The sequence below is a fragment of the Actinoplanes sp. CA-051413 genome (assembly GCF_050955795.1).
Taxonomy (GTDB): domain Bacteria; phylum Actinomycetota; class Actinomycetes; order Mycobacteriales; family Micromonosporaceae; genus Actinoplanes.
On sequence record NZ_CP192100.1, the window covers coordinates 5,442,637 to 5,464,191 of the forward strand.

The 21,555-nt window shown below is 71.7% G+C and carries 17 protein-coding genes; 9 read left to right on the forward strand and 8 right to left on the reverse strand.

Features of this window, described 5'->3' with window-relative positions:
* Positions 1-1,359 carry a carbohydrate-binding protein gene (locus ACQP2Y_RS25690; RefSeq protein WP_433717583.1) on the reverse strand — a complete coding sequence of 453 codons (1,359 nt, stop codon included), beginning with the start codon at positions 1,357-1,359 and terminating at the stop codon, positions 1-3.
* Positions 1,360-1,649: 290 nt separating this feature from the next.
* Between ACQP2Y_RS25690 and ACQP2Y_RS25695 the strand changes: the two genes are divergently transcribed.
* The 4 genes from ACQP2Y_RS25695 to ACQP2Y_RS25710 are packed head-to-tail and all read left to right on the forward strand — an operon-like array spanning position 1,650 to position 6,196.
* On the forward strand, positions 1,650-2,447 hold the full coding sequence (locus ACQP2Y_RS25695; RefSeq protein WP_433717584.1) for an SCO2525 family SAM-dependent methyltransferase: 798 nt from the start codon (positions 1,650-1,652) through the stop codon (positions 2,445-2,447).
* A gap of 34 nt (positions 2,448-2,481) precedes the next feature.
* Positions 2,482-4,329 (forward strand): SCO2524 family protein, encoded by a 1,848-nt coding sequence (locus ACQP2Y_RS25700; RefSeq protein ID WP_433717585.1) that lies wholly within the window; start codon positions 2,482-2,484, stop codon positions 4,327-4,329.
* A gap of 2 nt (positions 4,330-4,331) precedes the next feature.
* Entirely contained in the window at positions 4,332-5,243 is a 912-nt protein-coding gene (locus tag ACQP2Y_RS25705; RefSeq protein WP_433717586.1) for an SCO2523 family variant P-loop protein, read from the forward strand.
* Entirely contained in the window at positions 5,240-6,196 is a 957-nt protein-coding gene (locus ACQP2Y_RS25710) for an SCO2522 family protein (protein ID WP_433717587.1), read from the forward strand. The genes ACQP2Y_RS25705 and ACQP2Y_RS25710 overlap by 4 nt, the downstream gene beginning before the upstream one ends.
* Here ACQP2Y_RS25710 and ACQP2Y_RS25715 read toward each other — a convergent pair.
* Entirely contained in the window at positions 6,181-7,146 is a 966-nt protein-coding gene (locus tag ACQP2Y_RS25715; protein WP_433717588.1) for a DUF6879 family protein, read from the reverse strand. The genes ACQP2Y_RS25710 and ACQP2Y_RS25715 overlap by 16 nt on opposite strands.
* On the reverse strand, positions 7,146-8,096 hold the full coding sequence (locus ACQP2Y_RS25720; protein ID WP_433717589.1) for an SCO2521 family protein: 951 nt from the start codon (positions 8,094-8,096) through the stop codon (positions 7,146-7,148). Before ACQP2Y_RS25720 ends, ACQP2Y_RS25715 begins: the two co-directional genes overlap by 1 nt.
* Positions 8,097-8,396: 300 nt before the next feature.
* Here ACQP2Y_RS25720 and ACQP2Y_RS25725 point away from each other — a divergent pair, with 300 nt between their 5' ends.
* A complete protein-coding gene (locus ACQP2Y_RS25725; protein ID WP_433717590.1) occupies positions 8,397-9,350 on the forward strand; it encodes an FAD-dependent oxidoreductase in 954 nt (317 codons plus the stop codon).
* Here ACQP2Y_RS25725 and ACQP2Y_RS25730 read toward each other — a convergent pair.
* The 3 genes from ACQP2Y_RS25730 to ACQP2Y_RS25740 form a co-directional block, all read right to left on the reverse strand.
* Positions 9,347-10,405, reverse strand: a complete 1,059-nt coding sequence (locus ACQP2Y_RS25730; protein ID WP_433732063.1) for a winged helix DNA-binding domain-containing protein — start codon at positions 10,403-10,405, stop codon at positions 9,347-9,349. The genes ACQP2Y_RS25725 and ACQP2Y_RS25730 overlap by 4 nt on opposite strands.
* Positions 10,406-10,488: 83 nt before the next feature.
* Complete coding sequence (pgi, locus tag ACQP2Y_RS25735; protein WP_433717591.1) at positions 10,489-12,120, reverse strand: glucose-6-phosphate isomerase; 1,632 nt, start codon at positions 12,118-12,120, stop codon at positions 10,489-10,491.
* Between the two features lie 81 nt (positions 12,121-12,201).
* Positions 12,202-12,576 carry a DoxX family protein gene (locus ACQP2Y_RS25740; RefSeq protein ID WP_433717592.1) on the reverse strand — a complete coding sequence of 125 codons (375 nt, stop codon included), beginning with the start codon at positions 12,574-12,576 and terminating at the stop codon, positions 12,202-12,204.
* Between the two features lie 98 nt (positions 12,577-12,674).
* Between ACQP2Y_RS25740 and ACQP2Y_RS25745 the strand changes: the two genes are divergently transcribed.
* Positions 12,675-13,172 carry a MarR family winged helix-turn-helix transcriptional regulator gene (locus tag ACQP2Y_RS25745; RefSeq protein ID WP_433717593.1) on the forward strand — a complete coding sequence of 166 codons (498 nt, stop codon included), beginning with the start codon at positions 12,675-12,677 and terminating at the stop codon, positions 13,170-13,172.
* A 73-nt stretch (positions 13,173-13,245) separates the two neighbouring features.
* Here the strand turns inward: ACQP2Y_RS25745 and ACQP2Y_RS25750 are convergent, their stop codons facing one another.
* Entirely contained in the window at positions 13,246-14,904 is a 1,659-nt protein-coding gene (locus tag ACQP2Y_RS25750; RefSeq protein ID WP_433717594.1) for an FAD-binding dehydrogenase, read from the reverse strand.
* 85 nt (positions 14,905-14,989) lie between these two features.
* On the opposite strand from ACQP2Y_RS25750, the gene ACQP2Y_RS25755 reads away from it, so the two are divergent.
* Together ACQP2Y_RS25755 and ACQP2Y_RS25760 are read left to right on the forward strand one after the other, a co-directional pair.
* Positions 14,990-16,195, forward strand: coding sequence for a helix-turn-helix domain-containing protein (locus tag ACQP2Y_RS25755; protein WP_433717595.1), 1,206 nt, complete (start codon positions 14,990-14,992; stop codon positions 16,193-16,195).
* Between the two features lie 32 nt (positions 16,196-16,227).
* On the forward strand, positions 16,228-16,719 hold the full coding sequence (locus tag ACQP2Y_RS25760; protein WP_433717596.1) for a DUF1772 domain-containing protein: 492 nt from the start codon (positions 16,228-16,230) through the stop codon (positions 16,717-16,719).
* A 2-nt stretch (positions 16,720-16,721) separates the two neighbouring features.
* Here ACQP2Y_RS25760 and ACQP2Y_RS25765 read toward each other — a convergent pair whose 3' ends face one another.
* Positions 16,722-19,433 (reverse strand): putative bifunctional diguanylate cyclase/phosphodiesterase, encoded by a 2,712-nt coding sequence (locus ACQP2Y_RS25765; RefSeq protein WP_433717597.1) that lies wholly within the window; start codon positions 19,431-19,433, stop codon positions 16,722-16,724.
* A gap of 230 nt (positions 19,434-19,663) precedes the next feature.
* On the opposite strand from ACQP2Y_RS25765, the gene ACQP2Y_RS25770 reads away from it, so the two are divergent.
* On the forward strand, positions 19,664-21,517 hold the full coding sequence (locus ACQP2Y_RS25770; RefSeq protein ID WP_433717598.1) for a diguanylate cyclase domain-containing protein: 1,854 nt from the start codon (positions 19,664-19,666) through the stop codon (positions 21,515-21,517).
* Positions 21,518-21,555: the final 38 nt, after the last annotated feature.

A 21,555-nucleotide genomic window follows, 5' to 3' on the forward strand; every position in this document is an offset into this window, starting at 1 on the left:
TCAGCGGCCCTGCAGGCGCTTCACGTTGTCGCCGAACGTCCAGCCCTTGGAGCCGTCCCAGTTGGCCGACCAGGTCATCAGGCCCTTGAGGCTGCCGTTGAAGCTGTTCCACGACTGCGTCACCAGCGCCGGCGTCATGTAACCGCCGCCCGCCCCGACCTGCGCGGGCAGGCCGGGGACCTGCTTGTCGTACGGGACCCGGATCGTCGTGCCCTGGATGACCAGGCCGTTGTTCAGGCAGGTGGTCTGGGCGACGAAGCCCTGCACCGTGCCGGCGCCGTACGAGTCACCGGCGCAGCCGTACATGCTGCCGTTGTAGTACTGCATGTTCAGCCACCAGAGCCGGCCGTTGTCCGCGTACTTCTTGATGATCGGCAGGTACGAGCCCCAGATCGAGCCGTAGGTGACGCTGCCGCCGGTCACGTACGCGGTCTCCGGCGCCATGGTCAGCCCGAAGTTGGCCGGCATCCGCGCGAGCACGCCGTCGATGATCCGGATCAGGTTGGCCTGCGAGGCCGACAGGGTGGTGATGCTGCCACTGCCGGTCAGCCCGGTCTCGATGTCGATGTCGATGCCGTCGAAGTTGTACTGCTGCAGGATCGGCACGATCGTCGTCACGAACCGGTCGGCGACCGCGCTGGAGCTCAGGTCGATGCCGGCCGCCGCGCCGCCGATCGACATCAGCAGGGTCGCGCCGGCGGCCTTGGCCGCGCACATCTCGGCCGGGGTGGAGACCTTCACACCGGCGTCCATGCCGTTCTCCCACAGCACCGTGCCGTCGGAGCGGATCACCGGGAACGCCGCGTTGATGACGTTGTAGCCGTGCTGGCCGAGCCGGCTGTCGTTGATCGGGACCCAGCCGAAGCCGGGGTGCACGCCGTTGCTCGCGCCGTCCCAGTTCTCCCAGTAGCCGACGAGCACCTTGCCGGCCGGCCGCGACTTCACCGCACAGGTGGAACTGCCGGGCGGCGGGGTCGTGGGCGGCGGGGTCGTCGGCGGCGGAGTGGTCGGTGGCGGGGTCGTCGGGGGCGGGGTGGTGGGCGGCGGGGTGGTCGGGGTGCCGCCGGTGCACGAGCCGAGGTCGCGCCAGAGGGACGGGGTGGCGGCGGGGTTCCAGCCCGCTCCGGCGTACGCCGTGTGCGTCACCAGGGCCGAATAGAGCTTGCCGGCGTAGGTCACCTGGGTGCCCGCGGTGTAGGTGTTGCCCTCGGCCCACGCCGGTGCGGAACAGACCACCGCGGCGGCGCGCACCGGAGCGGCAGTCACCGCCGCCATGCTGCTCGGTGCGAGGGCCACGGCCGTCGCCATGGTCACGGCCGCGCCGGTTACCAGCGCGACAAGGGTACGACGTCTGCTCATGGCCGCTCCTGACCCATCGATGACCTGCCCGGTCCCCCACATCTTCACGGTGATGAACTTAAATATCAAGGATTGTTAACAGAGAAGCAGATCGCCCGAGTGGGCGACGCCCGTTGGGGTGGTGGTCCAAGATGTAAGGAAACCGTGCTGCGCGGCGCGTGCTATCGCCCGCGCCATGTCGTAAGTTGCACCGCAGAACTCGGGGTGTACCGAGGTACTAGAGTGGAGTAGGTCGCCTTCTCGGGGCAGCTTCCACGACCGCGACCGCTACCATCGCCGGAGGAAGTCTCGTGCCCATACGGGATCCGCGTTTCGACTCGGCGATCGACATCGCGCCGCCGCGGGTCGATGCCGAGCCGTCGGTCAATGCCGACTACCCGTGGGACGTCTTCGACTCCGCCGCATACTTCGAGCACAACTACAGCTCCCTGCGCAGCGACGACGAGCAGATCATCGACATCGTCGCCGGCTTCTTCCAGAAGAACGAGCAGCGCCGGTTGAGAGCCCAGGCCATCGACGTCGGTGCCGGCGCCAACCTCTATCCGGCGCTCGCGATGCTGCCCTTCGCCGCCGAGCTGACGCTGTGCGAGCGCGGCTTCTCCAACCGGCAGTGGCTCGAGGCCGAGATCCTCACGCCGCACCCGTCCTGGTGGCAGTTCTGGTCGCACATGAACGCCGGACGCGCGGCCTACCAGCCGATCAAGAACCCGTTCGATCTGCTCGGCCGGCGCGCGCAGGTGACCAAGGGCAACATCTTCAGCCTCCCCGCCGGCAGCTACGACATGGGCACGATGTTCTTCGTCGCGGAGTCGATCACCAACCGCGAGCCCGAGTTCGTCCGCGCGACCCGCTCGTTCGTCAATTCGCTGAAGCCGAGGGCGCCGTTCGCGGCCGCGTTCATGCGCAACTCCTCCGGCTACCGGGTCGGCAACCGCAGTTTCCCGGCGTGCTCGGTCGACGAGGACGACGTCCGGGCGGCGCTGGCCCCGGTGGTGGCCCCCAATGTCACCATCCAGACAGTGGAAAGCAGAAGCCTGCGCGACGGCTACTGCGGAATGATGGTGGCCACCGGCTTCAAGAAGGCGTAACCAGACCCACGGACGGGTAGGTGACGGCGCACCGATGCAGATCCAGCCACGTCAACAGCTCCTCGACATCTGGCGGGCCATCGCCCGCGTCTCCTATGCGGACGGTGGCTGGCGCTTCGGCGGCCGGGACGGTGCGAATTCCATCAGCGACGCCGAGCAGCTGCTGTGTCTGATGGCGCCCGCGACGGAGATCCCGATCTTCCGGCTGGACAATCCCGACGCGGCCAACCGCGACGTGCTCGACGCGCTGGACGCCCTCGGTGAGGACATCCAGGTGCCGCAGCGGTTGATGGAGGCCCTCACCGCGTACATCAAGCGCTACACCGCGCCCGACGGCACGCCGAGCTTCTCCGGCGGCTCGTACTTCCTGCCCGAGTTCGAGGGCGAGGAGATCAAGATCGAGCAGCGCGAGCTCGACGTGGTGGACTCGTTCTCCATCTCCGTGACGCTGATGCTGGCGATCCTCGGCTTCACCCAGGTCTTCCGGCAGATCGTCAGCCGGCCGCAGCTCATCGAGCAGGTGACCGAGCTGGAGGAGCGGGCCAGCCAGCGCCTCACCGCGGCGATGGTGGGCCTGCTGCGCAGCTTCTCCGTCAATGTCTTCCCGGCCGACAAACCCTACGGCCGCGAGCTGATCCGCACGGTCAACCAGGAACGCCGCCCGACCCTGCAGGTGGTCGAGGAGCTGCGCGAGGCCCTGCGGGAGATCAACGCCCGGCTCCGCGACGACGTCACCATCGGTTCCGGTGCCGCCGAGGGCAGCGAGCTGGACCTGCCCAACCGGCTGTTCGAGTGCGGCTGGAGCTGGGGGCTGGTCAGCGACGCCCCGCAGATCGAGACCACCTCCGACGTCGGCGTGCAGCGGGCCGGCGTGGCGCAGAACGCCCCCTATCTCTACTTCACCACCGTGGCCCTGGACGCCATCCAGGCGCTGTCCTCGGAACGCACCCGGCTGCTCGGCCTGCTGGACGAGGCCCAGCTGAAGCTGGCCCAGGCGTTGCAGCTGCGCTTCGAGCTGACCCGCTCGTACTGGGCGACGGTGGCCACCTTCGGATCCGGCCGGTGGCCGCTGGAGGACCTGCCCTGGCGCACCACCGACGGTGTGGAGTTCGACTACTTCAGCCTGCTGGTCAGCGGCATGGTCGTGCAGAACATGGTCGCCGTACGCGCCACCAACGCCGACCTCACCCGGGTCGCGGGCGTGCTGGACGAGCTGGCCAACCGCAGCCGCATCACCCGCCGCTCCTCGGAACGCGAGTCCGCGCTGGACGTGCACCACCCCGGCCTGCGCTTCGTGCTGGAGGGCAGCGAGAGCGTCGGCGGGCCCCGGCTGGCCTGGACGGTCGCCGACATCTCGCCGCTGCTGCTCAAGCGCACGCTCAACCTCGCGAGCCTGCTGTCGGACGGCACGTCCCGCAGCCGGCTGCTCGACCTCTCCGGCGAGCTGTGGAAGCACCTGCAGGAACGGCTCATCGCCGAGGGCTCGCAGCACGGCCTGTGGGACCAGCCGGCCGGCGCCTACCCCCAGCTCAACGTGAAGATGACCGAGGCCTCCTGGTACTACACCAAGCGGGTGGTCGACTGCCTGGTCACCGCGGCCCGGGTGATCAACGAGCCGCCGCTGCGCAGCGAGGTGCTGGCCCAGCTGGCGGCCGAGCTGCTCAACGAGGCCGACCACCTGTACGACCGGGAGCGGCTCAACGGCTCGACCTACAGTGGACAGTCGCTGCGCGAGGAGCTCAAGCAGATCGGCGTGGAGCTGGAACGGGCCCGGACCGTACGCCGCGAGCGTCCGGGCGTGGCCGTCGCGGTGACCCAGGAGGTCCTGCGCCGCCTCGATCACCTGTCCGCGGCCCGCCGGGCCACCATCGGACGCAGCTGACCATGCTCGTCTTCGCGACCTCCGACAAGGGCGGGACCGGGCGTACGGTCACCAGCAGCAACGTGGCCTACCGGCACGCCCTGCAGGGCGGCGACTGCTGCTACCTGGACTTCGACTTCGGCTCCCCCACCTCCGGCGCGATCTTCGACCTGCCCGGCGCGTTCGCCGGGGTGCCGGAGGAGGGCCTGCACAGTTATCTGGTGGACGGCGTTGCCGCGCCCCGGCGGATCGACATCTGGTCCGAGTCCGAACGCGACGTGCTGCGCGGCCGGCCCGCGGGGGCCGGCCGGCTGACGCTGTTCCCGGGCGACCGCGGCAGGGGCGAGTTCCAGGCCCACCCCGGCATCGTGGAGCGCTGTATCGACCTGCTGGTCCGCGCGGACGAGGAGTTCGACCTGGTCATCGTCGATCTCAGCGCCGGACGGTCGTACGCGACCGAGATCGTGCTCGCCGCGACCGCGACGCTGCCCGACGTCGAGGCCCGCTGGCTGGTGTACCACCGCTGGACCCGGCAGCACATCATCGCGGCGAGCGGCCTGGTGCACGGCAAGCAGGGCATCCTGGAGTCCGGCGCGCAGCACGGCCACGACCTCTCGGCGCTCAAGGACGCGATCCGCTTCGTCCGTACGGCGGTGGTCGACCTGGCCTCCCCCGACCAGGCCGGCCTGCGCCCCGAGCAGCTGGCCTGGCTCGACGTCTGCAACGGGCGCCTGCAGGAGCTGGCCAGCCGGCACAAGGTCGGGCGCACCACGGTCCTGGGAGAGATCCCCCTCGACCCGGTGCTGCAGTGGCAGGAGCAGCTGCTGTCCGACGACGACGTGTGGCTGCACCGCACGGCCAACCAGCGCACCGTCGACGCCTTCGACACGCTGGCGAAGAAGGTCGTGGACGACTCCGCCTGGATCGGGCTGTGACCGCCTACGACGGCGTGTTCATCGAGCAGAGCGCCACGCCGGTGGTACGCCGGGTCCCGCTCGCGCATCTGTCCATCGAGCTGGGTCACCTCTACATGGACGACTTCACCGCCGGCCGCGCCCGCCTGGCGGCGCAGTTCGAGGCAGTACGGCCGTGGGCTGACGCCGCGCGGGGGGCGTGCGCCGAGGAGCTGGGCCAGCGGCCGTCCCGGGTGAGCACTTGTTTCCTCATCGACGACTACTTCACCCGCTTCAGCACACCCCCGGCGGTGATCGGCGACCTGGTCGAGGCCGCGCAGGCGGCGGGCGTCGAGATCGACTACGTGGCCCGCGAATCGGGGTGCGCCACCGCCGACGGCGTCGACGTGGCGACGCTCGTACGCCAGCACCTGGTGGCCGAGCCGCCCGAGGGTGACAACGGCAGCCGGCCCCCGACGGCTGTGAGTGGCTGGCTGAGCAACGGCGAACGCGGTGGCGCGGCGCCGGGGTCGGCGATGGCGGCCCCGCGCGCGTGGCGGCCGCCCCGGCAGAGCGCGGTGCGGAACCACTCCATCTTCGTCGACATCGAGCTGTGGAACGGGCCCGCGGATCAGCCGTACTGGTCGTGCCCGTTCCTGGCGGCCGTCTGGCAGCTGCAGCGGCTGGGACTGATCCGGCACCTGGGCGAGCCGGTCGGTGACCCGCAGCTGATGAGCGTGGCCGACGTGCCGGCCGAGTGGGAGCGGATGCCGGCCGTCGTGCAGCTCAACCCGCGGGCGGCGCCGTTCCGGGCGTACCGGACGTTCACCGCGATGGCCGCCCGGTTCCTGCCGATCGAGCTGGCCGTGCGCACGATCCTGGGCCAGGTGGCGGTGGACGCCACGGTCGCGGAGCAGGTGCGGGAGCGGGCCACGGGCGAGGGGATCGACCTGCCCGGCGAGGTCGTCGACCGGATCCGTTACGCGTTCCTGTAGGGCATCGGTCCGCCGTCGGCGCCGCGCGAGACCTCCCACAACTCGCGGAAGAGCTGCGCGCACTCCTTGACCCGCGAGTCGGTCAGCACCAGGCGGGTCTCGGCGATCTGGGCGTGTTTCGGGTCGGCGGTGGTGGTCGGGTTGGTCTCGTACGCCAGGGTGTCGTCGAAGATGATCAGGTCGCGGACCTGGACCCGCAGCGGTGGCGGCACCGCCGCCCGGTCCAGCAGCCGCACGTCGATGCGCATCTCCCGCTGCTCCTCGCAGGCCCGCCGGATGGCCGGGTCGTCGGCCATGGCGGGCGAGTCCAGCACGAAGATGCGCCGGACCCGCTTGCCGCTGCCGGCGGCGCGCCGCTGGGCGTCGAGATACCGCTGGCCGATCTCGCTCTGCCAGAGGTCGTGGTCGACGGCCGTCATGCTGATCGCGTCGATGCTCATCGTGGCGGTGCGGGTCAGGCCCAGCAGCCAGTCCCGGTCCTCGCCGTAGTAGGTGACCGTGCCGCCCTCGGCGAGCTGCTTGAGGAAGTCCGAGGTCTCCCTGATCTTGTTCTGCACGAAGTGGTAGACGATCGGCGGGGAGGCCGGCGAGATCTGCGTCGAGTTGCGCACCAGCTGGGTGACCAGGTCGGTCTGCAGCGCCGACGCCTCGATCAGTCCGAAGAGCTCGGTGGCCTCGCTGATCTCGGAGAAGGCCGAGCCGACCAGCGCCCGCATCTCCGTCATGCCGTCCTTCTCGAGCTGCTCCACCGCCGCGAGCCGGTTCTCGAAGTCGACCAGGAACCGCAGGATCAGCGCGATGCCACCGATCAGGATGGACAGCGTGATCTGCACGTGCTGCGGCTGGTTGAGCGCGTTGGTGATCAGGAAGGTCGCGCCGCCCAGGCCCACGGTCAGCAGCGCCTTGCGGGTGACACTCGAATGCTCGGACGACTGTCCGACCAGCGACATCACCGCGGGCCTGCCGCAGCCAACGCCGTGACCGCGCCGACCGAGAGCTGGTCGCGGATGCGGCGCACCAGGGTGTCCCACTGGCGGCTGAAACCAGGCCGGCGGTCCAGGGCGGCCCAGACGGCGGCCGAGATCTCGTCACCCCGGGCGGCGGGCATCCACAGATGCAGCAGATAGTCGATGGCCGGCAGCAGGCGTTCCAGGGCGGCGCGGCGTTCGACGGCCCCGATGGCGCTCTTGCCGACAATCTCCAGCAGTGTGCTGAGCAGCCAGTCGTGCAGGGCGACGTCCTCGGCGAGCGCGGTCAGCTCCGGCACCGGCGGCGGCTGCTGTTCGCCGGGCACCGACAGCTCCAGCAGGCGCAGGTCGTCGGACCGGACCGAGTAGCGGACCCGCGGCGTGGCCGCCGTGCCGGGATCGAACCGGGCCGTCCAGCGCAGCCGCGTCCGATTCGCCCGCAACCGCACGGTGCCGCCGCGCGAGGCCGAGCGCTGGACCCGGTCGGCCACCCGGCCGGCCATCGCACCCAGGTCGAGGGAGTCGCCCGGCCGGTCGGGCCCGCCGAGCGCAGCGGCGACCTCGTCCCATCGGGTACGGCCGAGCGTCTCGATGACGCCCGGACGGGTCAGATAGTGCGACCACGGCTGCCGGGCACTGCCGTCGCCCCGGACCAGCGTGGTCACCGCGGAACCCTGCACGACATGGCCGCCGGTGATCGCGGCCCGTTGCAGGGCGGTGCCGACGCCGCGCACCCGCCGGGAGTCGGCCGCCGCACCCAGTCCACAGTCGACCCCGACGGGTATCTCCGGGGAACGCGCGTACGCGATCGGGCGGTGGGACACCAGGACCGGCTCGCCGACCACGAGGTCCACCAGGCGGCGGGCCTGGTCGGCGGTCACCGGGTCGGGTGCCCGGAGCAGTCCGGTGTGCACCTCGCCCGCGATCAGCATTCGGCTCCCCCATGCACGGCGGTGCGGAGCACCAGGGAGACACCGGACGGCGCGCAAGGGTCAGCGGTGACCGATGACTCCCCAGCGGCGCGGCCCCGTGCCACGCGTGTCGCCAGCCTGTCGATTGCACCGCATCCGATCCCGGAATGCAACACGCTCAGTATCCGGAATCGAACAGCCGGTAGAGTTCGCTAGCACCTGACGGGCGGGCCGGACAACCTTCGCAGGCCATTGTCCGCAATCGCCGTACATTTACGTTCCTCGACGGGACAACGGCCGATACCCGGTTAGCGTCGGACGATGACCTCTGCCCGACCCGATGTCCTGACCATCGGCGCCGGTGTATCAGGCCTGACCACGGCCGTCCGGCTCGCCGAGGCGGGACTCCGCGTCCAGATCCGCGCGCAGCGCAGACCCGAACAGACCACCTCGGCCGCGGCCGGGGCGATCTGGGACCCCATCTACGCCAACCATCCGCTCGTGCTGAGCTGGAGCACCCGCAGCTACGACGTCTTCCGCGACATGGTCCACGCGGGCCGGCCGGAGGTGCGGCTCGTGCCCGGCGTGGAGGCCTCGCGCCGGCGTATCCCGTCCCCGGACTGGGCGCACGACCTGCCCGGCTTCCGTGAGTGTGCCGCCGCCGAGCTGCCCGGCGGTTTCGCCAGCGGCTGGCGCTACACCGCGCCCATCATCGACATGCCGCCGTACCTGGCCTATCTGGAGCGGCGGCTGGTGGCCGCGGGCGGGACGGTGGAGATCGGGCACGTGCACTCGCTCGACGAGGGGCCCGCGCCCGTGGTGGTCAACTGCAGCGGGATCGGCGCGCGTGAGCTGGTGCCCGATCCGGAGGTCGAACCGATCCGCGGCCAGCTCGTAGCGGTCCGCAATCCCGGGGTGCGGGAGTTCTTCGCCGAGCACACCGAGGAACTGGAGGAGATGACCTACCTGCTCCCCCAGGGCGACGTGCTGCTGCTGGGCGGCAATGCCGACAAAGGACAGAGCGACCCGGAGCCGGATCCGGAGGTGGCCGCCGGGATCATCGCCCGGTGCGCCGGGATCGTGCCCGCCATCGCCGAGGCCCCGGTGCTCGGGCATCGCACCGGCATCCGGCCGCAGCGGCCGGAGATCCGGCTGGAGCACGTCGACCTCGGCGGACGGCACGTGGTGCACAACTACGGGCACAGCGGGGCCGGGGTCAGCCTCTCGTGGGGCTGCGCCGACAGCGTGCTGGAGATCGTCCGGACCCTCGTCTAGAGCCAGCGGACCTGGGCGGGCAGGCCGACGAAGGCCGCGTACGGCTGGAGGGCCTCCTCCGCCCGGGCCCGCTCGGCCGGTCCGAGGTCGATGAGCGGCTGGATCTCGACGGTCACTGCCTTCCTGCCCAGGGTGCGGGTCCAGGTGCCGACCACCCGGCCGCCGCGGACCAGGGTGGAGCGGAAGATGCCGTTGCCGCCCGGGACGACCGCGGCCAGGTGCTCGTCGTCCATCATCAGTGAGCGGTCCTTGTAGCCCAGGACGTACTCGTCGAAGCCGGGCAGCGCCGCCCAGTCGTCGGCCACGTCGGCCGGCGTGGTGTCGAGCAGGGCCGGATCGGCGACCATCTCGGTGCCGTCGACCTGGACAGTGGTGAGCTGGTCGCCGGCCGCCGCGATGCCCGCCCGGGTGTCGGCCATGGTCAGGCCGGTCCAGCGGGCGAAGTCAGCCCGGGTCGCCGGGCCGTGGCTGCGGAAGTAGCGCAGCGCCATGATGCCCAGCGCCTCGGTGCGCTCCGGCCGGTTGGGCTCGGGTGCCCACTCGTCGAGCAGCACGAACGTCTGCTCCTTGCCGATGTGCGGGGCGATGCAGGAGACGCCTTTCTGGCTCGCGTACCAGAGGAGGTGGTAGCCCATCTGCGGGCCGAGCTCGACGCCTGCCTCGGCGAGGGCCGCCAGGCACTCGGCGCGGGTCAGCCGGTGGCCTTTCAGGGCCGTGGCCAGGACCTCGACGCCGTGCTCGGCCGTCGCCTCGGACAGGCCGATGGTCTCGCGGCGCTTCGCCGCCCCGGCCAGGGCGCGCACGCCCATCAGCTCGAGCATCCACCGCGCGTCGGCCGGCGGCACCAGGTGCACGGTGCCGCGCATCGGCCACGTGCGGATCGCCTCGCGGCGCTCCAGGGCGGCCGTGACGTCACCGACCGTCCAGCCGGGCAGGCGCACGCCCAGCGACCACAGGCCGCTCGCCATGTCCTGCGCCTGCATGGCGCCGAACCACTCGACCACCCCGGCGACGTCCGCGACCGGGTGCGGCGGGGTGAGCAGCAAGCTGCGCATGCGCAGGGCCAGCGCCTGCGTCGTCGTCAGATCCACAGACGCAGCTTAGGGCGCCCCTCCGACAGAAAGGGGCGCCCCAGCGATCAGCGGCCGCGCTGGGTGCGGTAGCGGGCGATGAGCGTGTCGGTCGAGGAGTCGTTCTCCGCGCCCGGGGCCTCGGCCGCGGTCAGCAGCGGTGCGAGCTGGTTGGCCATGACCTTGCCCAGCTCGACGCCCCACTGGTCGAACGAGTTGATCTGCCAGATGGTGCCCTGGGTGAAGGTGATGTGCTCGTAGAGCGCGATGAGCTGGCCCAGCACCGACGGGGTCAGCTTCTCGGCCAGGATGGTGGTGGTCGGGTGGTTGCCCGGCATCACCTTGTGCGCGACGATCTCCGCGGCCACGCCCTCGGCCTCGATCTGCTCGGCGGTGCGGCCGAACGCCAGCGCGCTGGTCTGGGCGAAGAAGTTCGACATGAACAGGTCGTGCATCTCGCCGGTGTCGTGGTTGGGCACGGCGAAGCCGATGAAGTCGGCCGGGATCAGCTTGGTGCCCTGGTGGATCAGCTGGTAGAAGGCGTGCTGGCCGTTGGTGCCGGGCTCGCCCCAGAAGACCTCGCCGGTCTGGAAGTCCACGGCGGAGCCGTCCAGGCGGACGTGCTTGCCGTTGCTCTCCATGGTCAGCTGCTGCAGGTACGCCGGGAAGCGGTGCAGATACTGCGAGTACGGCAGCACGGCGTGCGACTGGGCCCCGAGGAACGTGTCGTACCAGACGTTGAGCAGCCCGAGCAGGGCCGGCACGTTGCGCTCCAGCGGCGTGGTGCGGAAGTGCTCGTCCACGGCGTGGTAGCCGGCCAGCAGCTCGCCGAAGCGCTCCTTGCCGATCGCCAGCATCACCGACAGGCCGACCGCCGAGGGCAGCGAGTAGCGCCCGCCGACCCAGTCCCAGAAGCCGAACATGTTCTCGGTGTCGATGCCGAAGTCGGCCACCCGCTGGGCGTTGGTGCTGACCGCGACGAAGTGCTCGGCCACCGCGCTCTGGTCGCCGCCGAGCCCGGCCAGCAGCCAGTTGCGGGCCTCGGTGGCGTTGGTCAGCGTCTCCTGCGTGCCGAACGTCTTGGACACGACCACGAACAGGGTGGTCGCCGGGTCCAGGTCGTGGGTCTTGGCGTACAGGTCGGTGGGGTCGATGTTGGAGATGAAGCGGCACTCCAGGCCCGCGTCGGCGTACGCCTTCAGGGCCTCGTACGCCATGACCGGCCCGAGGTCGGACCCGCCGATGCCGATGTTGACGATCGTCTTGATCCGCTGCCCGGTGGCGCCGGTCCACTCGCCCGAGCGGACCCGGTCGGTGAACGCGCCCATCCGGTCCAGCACCTCGTGCACGTCGTGGGCGACGTCCTGGCCGTCGACGACCAGAGTGGCCTCCCGGGGCAGCCGCAGCGCGGTGTGCAGCACGGCCCGGTCCTCGGTGACGTTGATGTGCTCGCCGGCGAACATGGCCGCCGTGCGCTCGCGCAGCCCGGCCCGCTCGGCCAGCGCGACCAGCGCGGCCACGACCTCGTCGGTGACCAGGTTCTTGCTGTAGTCCACGTAGAGGTCCGCCACCTGGGCGGTGAGCCGCTCGCCGCGCCGTGGATCACTGTCGAACAGTTCGCGCAGGTGCACACTCGAGAACTTCTCGGCGTGCCCCTGCACTGCCTGCCATTCGGCGCTGTCGGAAACGTGTTCGCTCATTGCCTTTGACTCCCGCCTGGACCAGAACTATCGCGTTCATCGTGGCACGGATCGAAGCGGCTCGCCGCGAACTGGAACCGTTCAGAACGCGTACGGTCCGAATCGGCCCCAGGCGACGAAGGCCGCCAGCAGCAACAGCACGATGCTGGGCGCCATGCCCTTGTAGTCGTTCATCCGGGCGTGGGTGATGGCCGCGCCGATCATCACCAGCACCAGGCCGAGCGCGGCCAGCGGGACCAGGATCGGGGCGATGTCGAGGGCCGCGGGCAGGATCAGACCGATCGCGGCGAGGGCCTCCACGGCGCCGATGGCCTTGACCGCGCCGGGCGAGAACAGGTCGACCCACGCCATGCCGGCCTTCTTGAGCTCCTCCTTGGGCCGCAGCACCTTCATGATGCCGGAGGCGAGGAAGACGGCAGCCAGCAGACCGGCGACGATCCACAGCACAGTGTTCATGGAGAGCCCTTCGAGAGTTGAACGTTCTAGTGAACCGTAGGCCCTGGAACTTGAACGGTCAACCCAAAGTGACGTGAACGTTCAGCTACGATGGCCGGGTGGGCGACGAGGTGAACTGGCTCGATGAGCAGCAGCTACGAGCATGGAAGAGCTTCGCCGCGCTCATGGTCGTCCTGCCGGCCACGCTCGACGGCGAGATGCAGCGCCTGGCCGGCATCACCCAGTTCGAGTACGGCGTCATGGCCGGGCTGTCCGAGGCGCCCGGGCGCACGATGCGGATCAGCGCCCTGGCGGAGTTCGCCCAGGGCTCGCTGTCGCGGCTGTCCCACCTGATCAAGCGGCTGGAACGGCGCGGCTGGGTGCGCCGCGAGCTGGACCCGGCTGACGGGCGCTACACCAACGCGATCCTCACCGACGAGGGCTACGCCAAGATCGTGCAGATCGCGCCGGAGCACGTGGCCGGCGTGCGCCGGCTGGTCGTCGACACGCTCACCCCGGCGCAGCTGCGCCAGCTGGGCGAGATCAGCGAGCGGGTGCTGCGCGGCATCGCGCCGGGAAACTGCCCAGGACCCCAACGGTACGGCGAACGGGCCTGACAACCGCACCACCGGGCGCAACGGGTCCGACGACTCCCGGCGGCGCGCTACCAGGCGCGCCGCCGGCTGGTCGTCAGGCGGTTGCGGCGGCTGCGGCTCGGCCGGCGGTGCGGCCGGAGAACAAGCAGCCGCCCAGGAAGGTGCCTTCCAGGGAGTTGTAGCCGTGCATGCCCCCGCCGCCGAAGCCCGCCACCTCGCCGGCCGCGTACACGCCCGGCAGGGGTGAGCCGTCCGCCTGCAGGACCCGGGCCGAGAGGTCGGTGTGCAGGCCGCCCAGGGTCTTGCGGGTCAGGATGTTGAGCCGGACCGCGATCAGCGGGCCCGCCGCCGGGTCCAGCAGCCGGTGCGGCGTCGCCACCCGGATCAGCCGGTCGCCGCGGTAGCGCCGGGCCCCGTGGATGGCGGTGACCTGCGCGTCCTTGCTGAACGGGTTGGTCATCTCGCGGTCGCGGGACTCGATCGTGCGGCGTACCGCATCAAGCTCCAGAGCCGGGCCGTCGCTCTCCGCGGCCAGTTTGTTCATCCCGGTGACCAGCTCGTCCAACCTCGGTGCCACGACGAAGTCGGCGCCGTGCTGTTTGAACGCCTCCACCGGCGGGGTCGCGCCCGCCCGGACCCGGCCCAGCACCTGCCGGATGCTCTTGTTGGTCAGGTCGGGGTTCTGCTCCGAGCCCGACAGCGCGAACTCCTTCTCAATGATCTTCTGAGTCAGCACGAACCAGCTGTAGTCGTAGCCGGTGGCCATCAGGTGCTTGAGCGTGCCGAGGGTGTCGAAGCCGGGGAACAGCGGCGCCGGCAGGCGGCGGCCGGTCGCGTCCAGCCACAGCGACGACGGACCGGGCAGGATGCGGATGCCGTGCTCCGGCCAGATCGGGTCCCAGTTGCGCAGGCCCTCGACGTAGTGCCACATCCGGTCCGGGTTGACGATGCGCCCGCCGGCCTGCTCGGTGATCCCGAGCATCCGGCCGTCCACGTGCGCCGGGACGCCGGCGACCATCCGCTTGGGCGGGGCCCCGAGCCGGGCCGGCCAGGCCTTGCGGACCAGGTCGTGGTCGCCGCCGATGCCGCCCGACGTGACGATCACCGCCTGCGCCTCGTACGCGAAATCGCCGGTCTCCTCCCGCGAGCTGGACTCGCCGCGCCGGACCCCGCTGGCCGCCAGCGTGCGTCCCCGCACCCCGGTGACCACCCCGCCGGTCTTGACCAGGCCGTCCACCCGGTGCCGGAAGCAGAAGCGGACCAGGCCCCGCTCGGCCGCCGCGCGCACCCGGCGCTCGAACGGTTCGACCAGGCCGGGCCCGGTCCCCCAGGTCAGGTGGAAACGCGGCACCGAGTTGCCGTGCCCCTCGGCGGTGCCGCCACCGCGTTCGGCCCAGCCGACCACGGGGAACAGCCGGTGCCCCATGGCCCGCAGCCAGGCCCGCTTCTCGCCGGCGGCGAAGTCCACGTACGCCCGGGCCCACTGCCGCGGCCAGTGGTCCTCCTCGCGGTCGAACGCGGCGCTGCCCAGCCAGTCCTGCCAGGCCAGCTCGACCGAGTCGCGCACGCCCATGCGCCGCTGCTCCGGCGAGTCGACCAGGAACAGGCCCCCGAACGACCAGAACGCCTGCCCACCCAGGCTCTGCTCGGGTTCCTGGTCGAGCAGCAGCACCCGGCGGCCCGCGTCGGCGAGCTCGGCGGTCGCCGCCAGCCCGGCCAGTCCCGCCCCGACCACGATCACATCTGCGTCCATACCCTCACGCTAGGCATCACCGTGCCAAGATGGTGGTCCACCGAGGCGGATTCCTGCCCGAGCTTTATCACCGGGGTGACAAACCGTGCCGGACGCCTTCCTCGACATCGAGCCGCGCGTCGCGGAGCTGCCGGCCGGCGTCGGCGAGCGGTTGCAGGCTGAGCGCGCCGGGTTGCGCGAGCGGGTGCTGCGCACGATGCGTACGGCGATGAGCGTTCAGGGCCGGTCGCTCACCGGTGGCCAGGGGCGCGGCCTGACGCTGGGGGTCGAGACGGCGGTGGACGCGTTCGTCGGGGCGGTGGCCGAGCCGGCCCGGGAGCTCGCGGGTCCCCGGACGGTGTTCGTCGGGCTGGGCCGCACCGAGTTCCGCGAGGGTCACGACATCGACGCGCTGCGCTCGATCCTCACCCTGGGCGGTCGCGCCATCTGGGCGTACCTGGTCGAGCGGGAGCTGCCCCCGGCCGTGCTGTACGTGCTGGCCTCGGCGTTGTTCGGCTTCATCGACGCGCTCGCCGGGGCGGCGGCCGAGGGCTACCTCGACGAGCAGCGCCAGCACGGCCGCGACTGGGACACCACCCGGCGCCGGCTCATCACGCTGCTCGTGCAGCCGGACCCGCCCGGCGGCGCGGCGATCGCGGCCGCCGCGGACGCGGCTCGCTGGCCCGTGCCGGCCTCGGTGGCGGTGGTCAGCGTGGAGGGCACCGACGGCGAGCAGCTGGCCCGGCGGGCGGGCAGCGGCACGATCGCCACGGTCATCGCCGACGCCACCCGGCTGATCCTCCCCGAGCCGGCGACCCCGAGCCGGCTCGCGCACCTGACGGCCGCGCTGGCCGGGCAGCGGGCGGCGCTGGGACCGGCGGTTCCGCTGGGTGAGGCCCGCTTGTCGTACCGGTTGTCGCGCCGGGCCCTGCAGTTGCAGCAGGAGGGGATGCTGCCGGCCGACGCACTGCTGCACTGCGACGAGCACCTGGTCACGCTGGTCACGGCGTGGGAGCCGGGGCTGAGTGACCGGCTCGCCGCGCGGTGGCTGGCGCCGCTGCAACCGTTGGCCCCGGCGGACCGCGAGGTGCTGTCCGCGACCCTGCTGGCCTGGTTGCGGGCCCAGGGTCAGGTGCTCGCCGCGGCGGCCGCGTTGCCGGCGCACCCGCAGACCGTGCGGTACAGGATGCGCAAGCTCCGGCGGCTGTTCGGCGACACGCTGGACGATCCGGACGCGCGGCTGGCGCTGCAGATCGCCCTGCACCAGCAGCGCCTGGACGCTCGCGTATGCAGCGTGGAGTCCCGGGGATAGCCCGCGCGGCACTGCACCGGTTGACTGATCACATGTACACACTGAGGGTGGCGGCACTCCTGGCGGCGACCATGACCACCGGACTGATGGCGGGCGTCTACGGCCTCTACCAGCACACCGTCATGCCGGGGCTGGGCAGCACCGACGACCGCACGTTCGTCGGGGCGTTCCAGGCCGTCGACCGGGCCATCATCAACCCGTGGTTCATGACCGGCTTCGTCGGGGCGGTGCTGTGCACGGCCGCGGCCGCCGGGCTCAACACCGACCGGCGCCTGCTGCCGTGGCTGCTGGTGGCGGTCGCCCTGAACGCCGTGGTGGCAGTCATCACCGTGGTGGTGCACGTACCGCTCAACGACGCGCTCAAGGCGGCGGGCGACCCGGACCGGATCACCGACCTGGCGGAGATCCGCGAACGCTTCGACGCGGCCCGCTGGACGACCTGGAACCTGGTCCGCGCGCTGGCCACCACGGCGGCGTTCGGCTGCCTGTGCTGGGCTCTGGTGGTGCGCGGGCAGGTCCGCTGACGTCAGGCCGGGACGGCCAGTGCCCGCGCCAGGCCTTCGGCGAGCACCCGGCCCGCCTCGGTGGCGGGCAGCGGGCGGGACAGGAAGAAGCCCTGGGCCAGGTCGCAGTCGAGTTCCCGCAGGATCGCCAGCTGGGCGGCGTCCTCGATGCCCTCGGCGACGGTGCTCATGCCGAGGCTGCGGGCCAGCCGCACGATCGTACGGACCAGCGCCTCGTCCTCGCGGTCGCCGCCGAGCCGGTCCACGAAGGAGCGGTCGATCTTCAGGACGTCCATCGGGAAGCGGCCCAGGTACGCCAATGATGAGTAGCCCGTACCGAAATCGTCCATCGCCAGGGTGACGCCCAGCGCCTTCAGCCGCTGCAGCTGGGTGAGGTTCTCGTCGGTGTCGGTGAGCAGCACGCTCTCGGTCATCTCCAGGCACAGCTGGTCCACCGGCATGCCGGTCTCGGCGAGCACCTCGGCGACCATCTCGGACAGGTCGCCGTGCTCGAACTGCCGTACCGACACGTTGACGGCCATCTTGAGCCGCCGGGTGCTGCCCGCGCCCCAGGCCACCGCCTGCCGGCACGCCTCGGTCAGCACCCAGCGGCCGAGCGGCACGATCAGGCCGGTCGCCTCGGCGATGCCGATGAAGTCCAGCGGGGACACCATGCCGCGGGTCGGGTGGTGCCAGCGGACCAGCGCCTCGAAGCCGACGATCTCGCCGGTGCGCAGGTCGACGGTGGGCTGGTAGTGCAGCGCCAGTTCCCCACGTTCCAGGGCGAGGCGCAGGTCGGCCTCCAGCTCGAGCCGCTGCACGAGGCCCGCGAGCATCTCCGGGTCGTACGCGGCCAGCCCGGCGCCGCCCGCCGCCTTGGCCCGGTACATCGCCAGGTCGGCGTTGCGCAGCAGTTGATCGATGTCGCCGGCGTCGGTGCCGCAGGCCAGTCCGATGCTGACCGCCACGCGCAGGTCCCGCTCCCCGACCCGTACCGGTTCCTCCAGGGCCGCCGCGATCCGCCCGGCGACGCTCTCGGCGTCGGCGCGCGCGGTGGGCGACTCGATGACCACGCCGAACTCGTCGCCGCCGAAGCGGGCCACGGTGTCGCCGTCGCGTACGGCGGTGCGCAGCCGGGCGGCGATCTGCACCAGCAGGGCGTCACCGGCGGCGTGCCCGAGACTGTCGTTGATCTCCTTGAAGCCGTCCAGGTCGAGCAGCAGCACGGCGACGCCGCAGCCAGCCGGGTCCCGGGCCAGGGCCTCGAGGGTGCGCTCCCGGAACAGCGCCCGGCTGGCCAGCCCGGTCAGCGCGTCGTGGTACGCCTCGTGCACGAGTTGTTCCTGCAGCTCGGTGGCGTCGTGGATGTCGCGGGTGTTGAGCACGTAGCCGCGGACCGACGGGTCGTGCACGAGGTTGGTGATCGTCATTTCAGCGAGCCGGATCCGGCCGTCGCGATGCCGCAGCGGCACCTCGGCCACCACGACGCCGAGCGGCTGGTCGCGGACCGATTCCAGCGCGGCGGCGATCCGGGGCGCGGCGCGGCGCCCGGCCACGTCGAGCAGCCTGAGACCGAGCAGCATCGAGGCGGGATAGCCGAAGATCCGTTCCACCGACTCGCTCTGGAACCGGATGGTCGAGTCGGCGTCGATCACCGCGACCGACTCGGAGCTCTGCATCACCAGCGCGCGGAAGCGCAGCTCACTGGCCTGCAGGTCGGCGGTGCGCTCGGCCACCCGGGCCTCCAGGTGCCGGGTCAGGTGCCGGTTCTCCAGCAGGGTCAGCAGCTGGCGGGCGATGATCAGCACGATGAGCAGGGTGCGGCAGCCGGCGAAGAACGGGTCCGCCTCACCGGACACGGCATAGTGGACGACGCTGCACGCCAGCGCGGTGAGCACGGCCGCGTACGGCAGCAGGATCGCGAACGACTGCCGGTCGCCCGGGTCGTCGCCGTCCGGGCCGGGCTCGTCCGTACCGGTGCCTGAGCGCAGCGCGGCCAGCAGGACCAGTGCGAAGCCCGCGAACCAGCCGATGTCGAGGATGCCGCCGGAACGGTAGTCCTGGTGCAGGTGCACGTACAGGTAGACGCTGTCGGCGACGCCGAGCGTGACTGTGGCACCCACGATCAGCAGCAGCGGCCTGGTGTCCCGGCCGCCGCGACGCAGCCGGGCCAGCACGTAGAGGGCCACCGTGACCAGCACGACGTCGCCGACCGGGTAGCCGAGCAGCACGAGCCGGCCGAGCCGGCTGTCGGCACCCGCGGCGAGCAGCGGTGCCAGCACGACGATCCAGCTCACCAGCAGCAGCGAGGCGGCGATCATCAGCCCGTCGACGATGCTGCGGATCCGGTGCGCCATCGACTGCCGGCCCACCGGTACCGCCAGCAGACCGGCCGCGACCAGCGGGATCATGGCGAGGTAGCCGAGGTCCGGCAACCCGGGGACCGGGACGTCGCGGCCCTGGACCACCTCGGTGAACGTCCAGCAGGCCCCGCCGAAGCAGTACGCGAGCGCCCCCAGGCCGATGGCGGCCCACGCGACAACCAGCCGGCCGCGGCGACGCGCGGCGCGGACCAGGCAGGCCAGGCCGGCGACCAGGGTCATCAGGACCGTGCCGACGTCGGAGACGGCCCGGGTCACGGCTTCGCCGCCCAGCCCGGTGGCCATCCAGGCGGCGAACACGACCACGGTGAGGCCGACCACGACGGTGGCGGGAGGCCGCTGCCTGACGGTCATCAGAGCCCTCCCCCGCCTCCGGTCACCACCTGGTGGGGTGACGTCACCGTCGAGATCGGGCGGGCGGGCGGCCACCTGAGAAGTTCGGTGCCCGGCTTGCCCTGGGCGGACCGGACGGGCGGCGTCGGTCATCACAACCAGGCGCGGCCGTGATGTCTCAAGTCCGGGGTTCCGCGAACGATGGACAGGCTGCGACTCCGACCGGGAGCGACAGGCTGGAGGAACGGGCGATGGTTCCGCACACGCGCAGACGGACCGCCCCGCCGGTGCCGATGGCACTGCTGCGGGACCGGGGCATGCAGGCGCTGCTGGCCGTCGCCGTGCTCGGCGCCGCCTGGTACGCCTGGCCGGTGGCCGGCCTGCCGGTCCTGATCGCCGGCTACTGGCCCATCCAGGTCGCCCTCGACGTGGTCCTCGCTCTCGGCTCGTGGCGCGTCCACCGGCACCCGGACGCGTCGGCCCCCACCCGCCGGTTCTGGCGGGCGATGGCCATCGCCGCGGTCCTGTTCACCGTCGGCGACCTCGTCCAGACGGTGCAGTCGGCGAACGACCTGACGGTGACCGGACTGGTCAGCGGCAACGTGCACCTGGTCTTCATCGTCGCCGGCGTCTCGGTGCCGCTGTGGGCGATGCTGACCCACCCGATCCGGGCCACCGGCCGCCAGCGCCTGGTGTTCTGGCTGGACGCGGCCACCGTGATGACCGCCGCTGCCGGTTTCATCTGGTCGTTCATGCTCAGCGCGGTGGTCGGCGCGGCGATCAGCCTGGTGCTGCTCAACGGCGTGCTCGCGGCCCTCATGCTGATCCTGTTCTTCGGCATCACCAAGCTGATCCTCGGCGGCGAGGCCCCGTTCCGGCCGGTCGCGGCCGGTATCGCCCTGGTCGGCGTGGCGCTGACCGCGCTCGGCGTCGGCGTGGACGGGCTCGCCGCGAGCGCGAACCCGGCCGTGTTCATGCTGTCGAGCTTCATCCCTTGCGTGATCATGGCGGCCTGCCCGCGGGCGCAAGCAGTGGAGATGCAGCTCGCCGCCACCGCGCCGCAGCGCTCCCGGCGGCGGCCGTTCAGCCTGCTGCCGTACGCGGCGGCGCTGGCCACCTACGCCGCGGGCCTGCTCAGCCTGGCCCAGGACGGGCTGTCGGTCCGCAGCTGGGGGCTGGTCCTCGGCTCGTTGCTGGTCACCCTGGTGGTGCTGGGCCGGCAGATCACCTCGTTCGTCGACAACGCGGTGCTGCTGCGTCGGCTCGGCGAGCAGGAGAGCCGGTTCCGCTCGCTGATCCAGCACTCCTCGGACCTCACGGTGATCACCGACCGGCGGGGCCGGACGACATTCACCAGCCCGGCGGTGACCCGGATGCTGGGCTACGCGCCCGAGGAGCTGCTCGGCACGGTGCTGCGCGACCTGCTGCATCCCGAGGATCTGCCGACCGCCGGGACGGGCGGTTCCTGGCAGGGCCGGGTACGGCACAAGGACGGCTCCTGGCGCTGGCTCGACGTGGTGGCCACCGACCGGCACGACGACCCCAGCGTGCGCGGGCTCATCTCCAACGCCCGTGACATCACCGACGCCCGCGCGTTCCAGGAGCAGCTGCACTTCGAGGCCACCCACGATGCGCTGACCGGCCTGGCCAACCGCACCCTGTTCCACCGCCGGATCGCCGACGCGGCCGGGCAGCCGGATGCCGATGCGCTCACCGGGGTGCTCGCCGTCGACCTGGACGACTTCAAAATCATCAACGACACGCTCGGGCACCACGTGGGCGACCGGGTGCTGGTCACGGCGGCCGAACGGCTGCGCGGCTGCGTGCGCGCCGGCAGCGACACGGTGGCCCGGCTCGGCGGCGACGAGTTCGCCGTGATCCTGACCGGCACGACGCCGGCCGAGGCCGCCGCCACCGCAGAGCGGATCGTCGCCGCGCTCACCGAGCCGGTCACGGTCGAGGGTCACGTGCTGGTCGTACGGGCCAGCGTCGGCGTCGCGACCGGCCCCGGCGGCCAGGCCCGCACGCTGCTGCGCGCCGCCGATGCGGCGATGTACGAGGCGAAGCGCAGCGGCAAGGGCACGATGGCTGTCGCCGGCAGCTGACACGGCACGAGCCGCCCGGCAGGCCCGCCGGGCGGCTC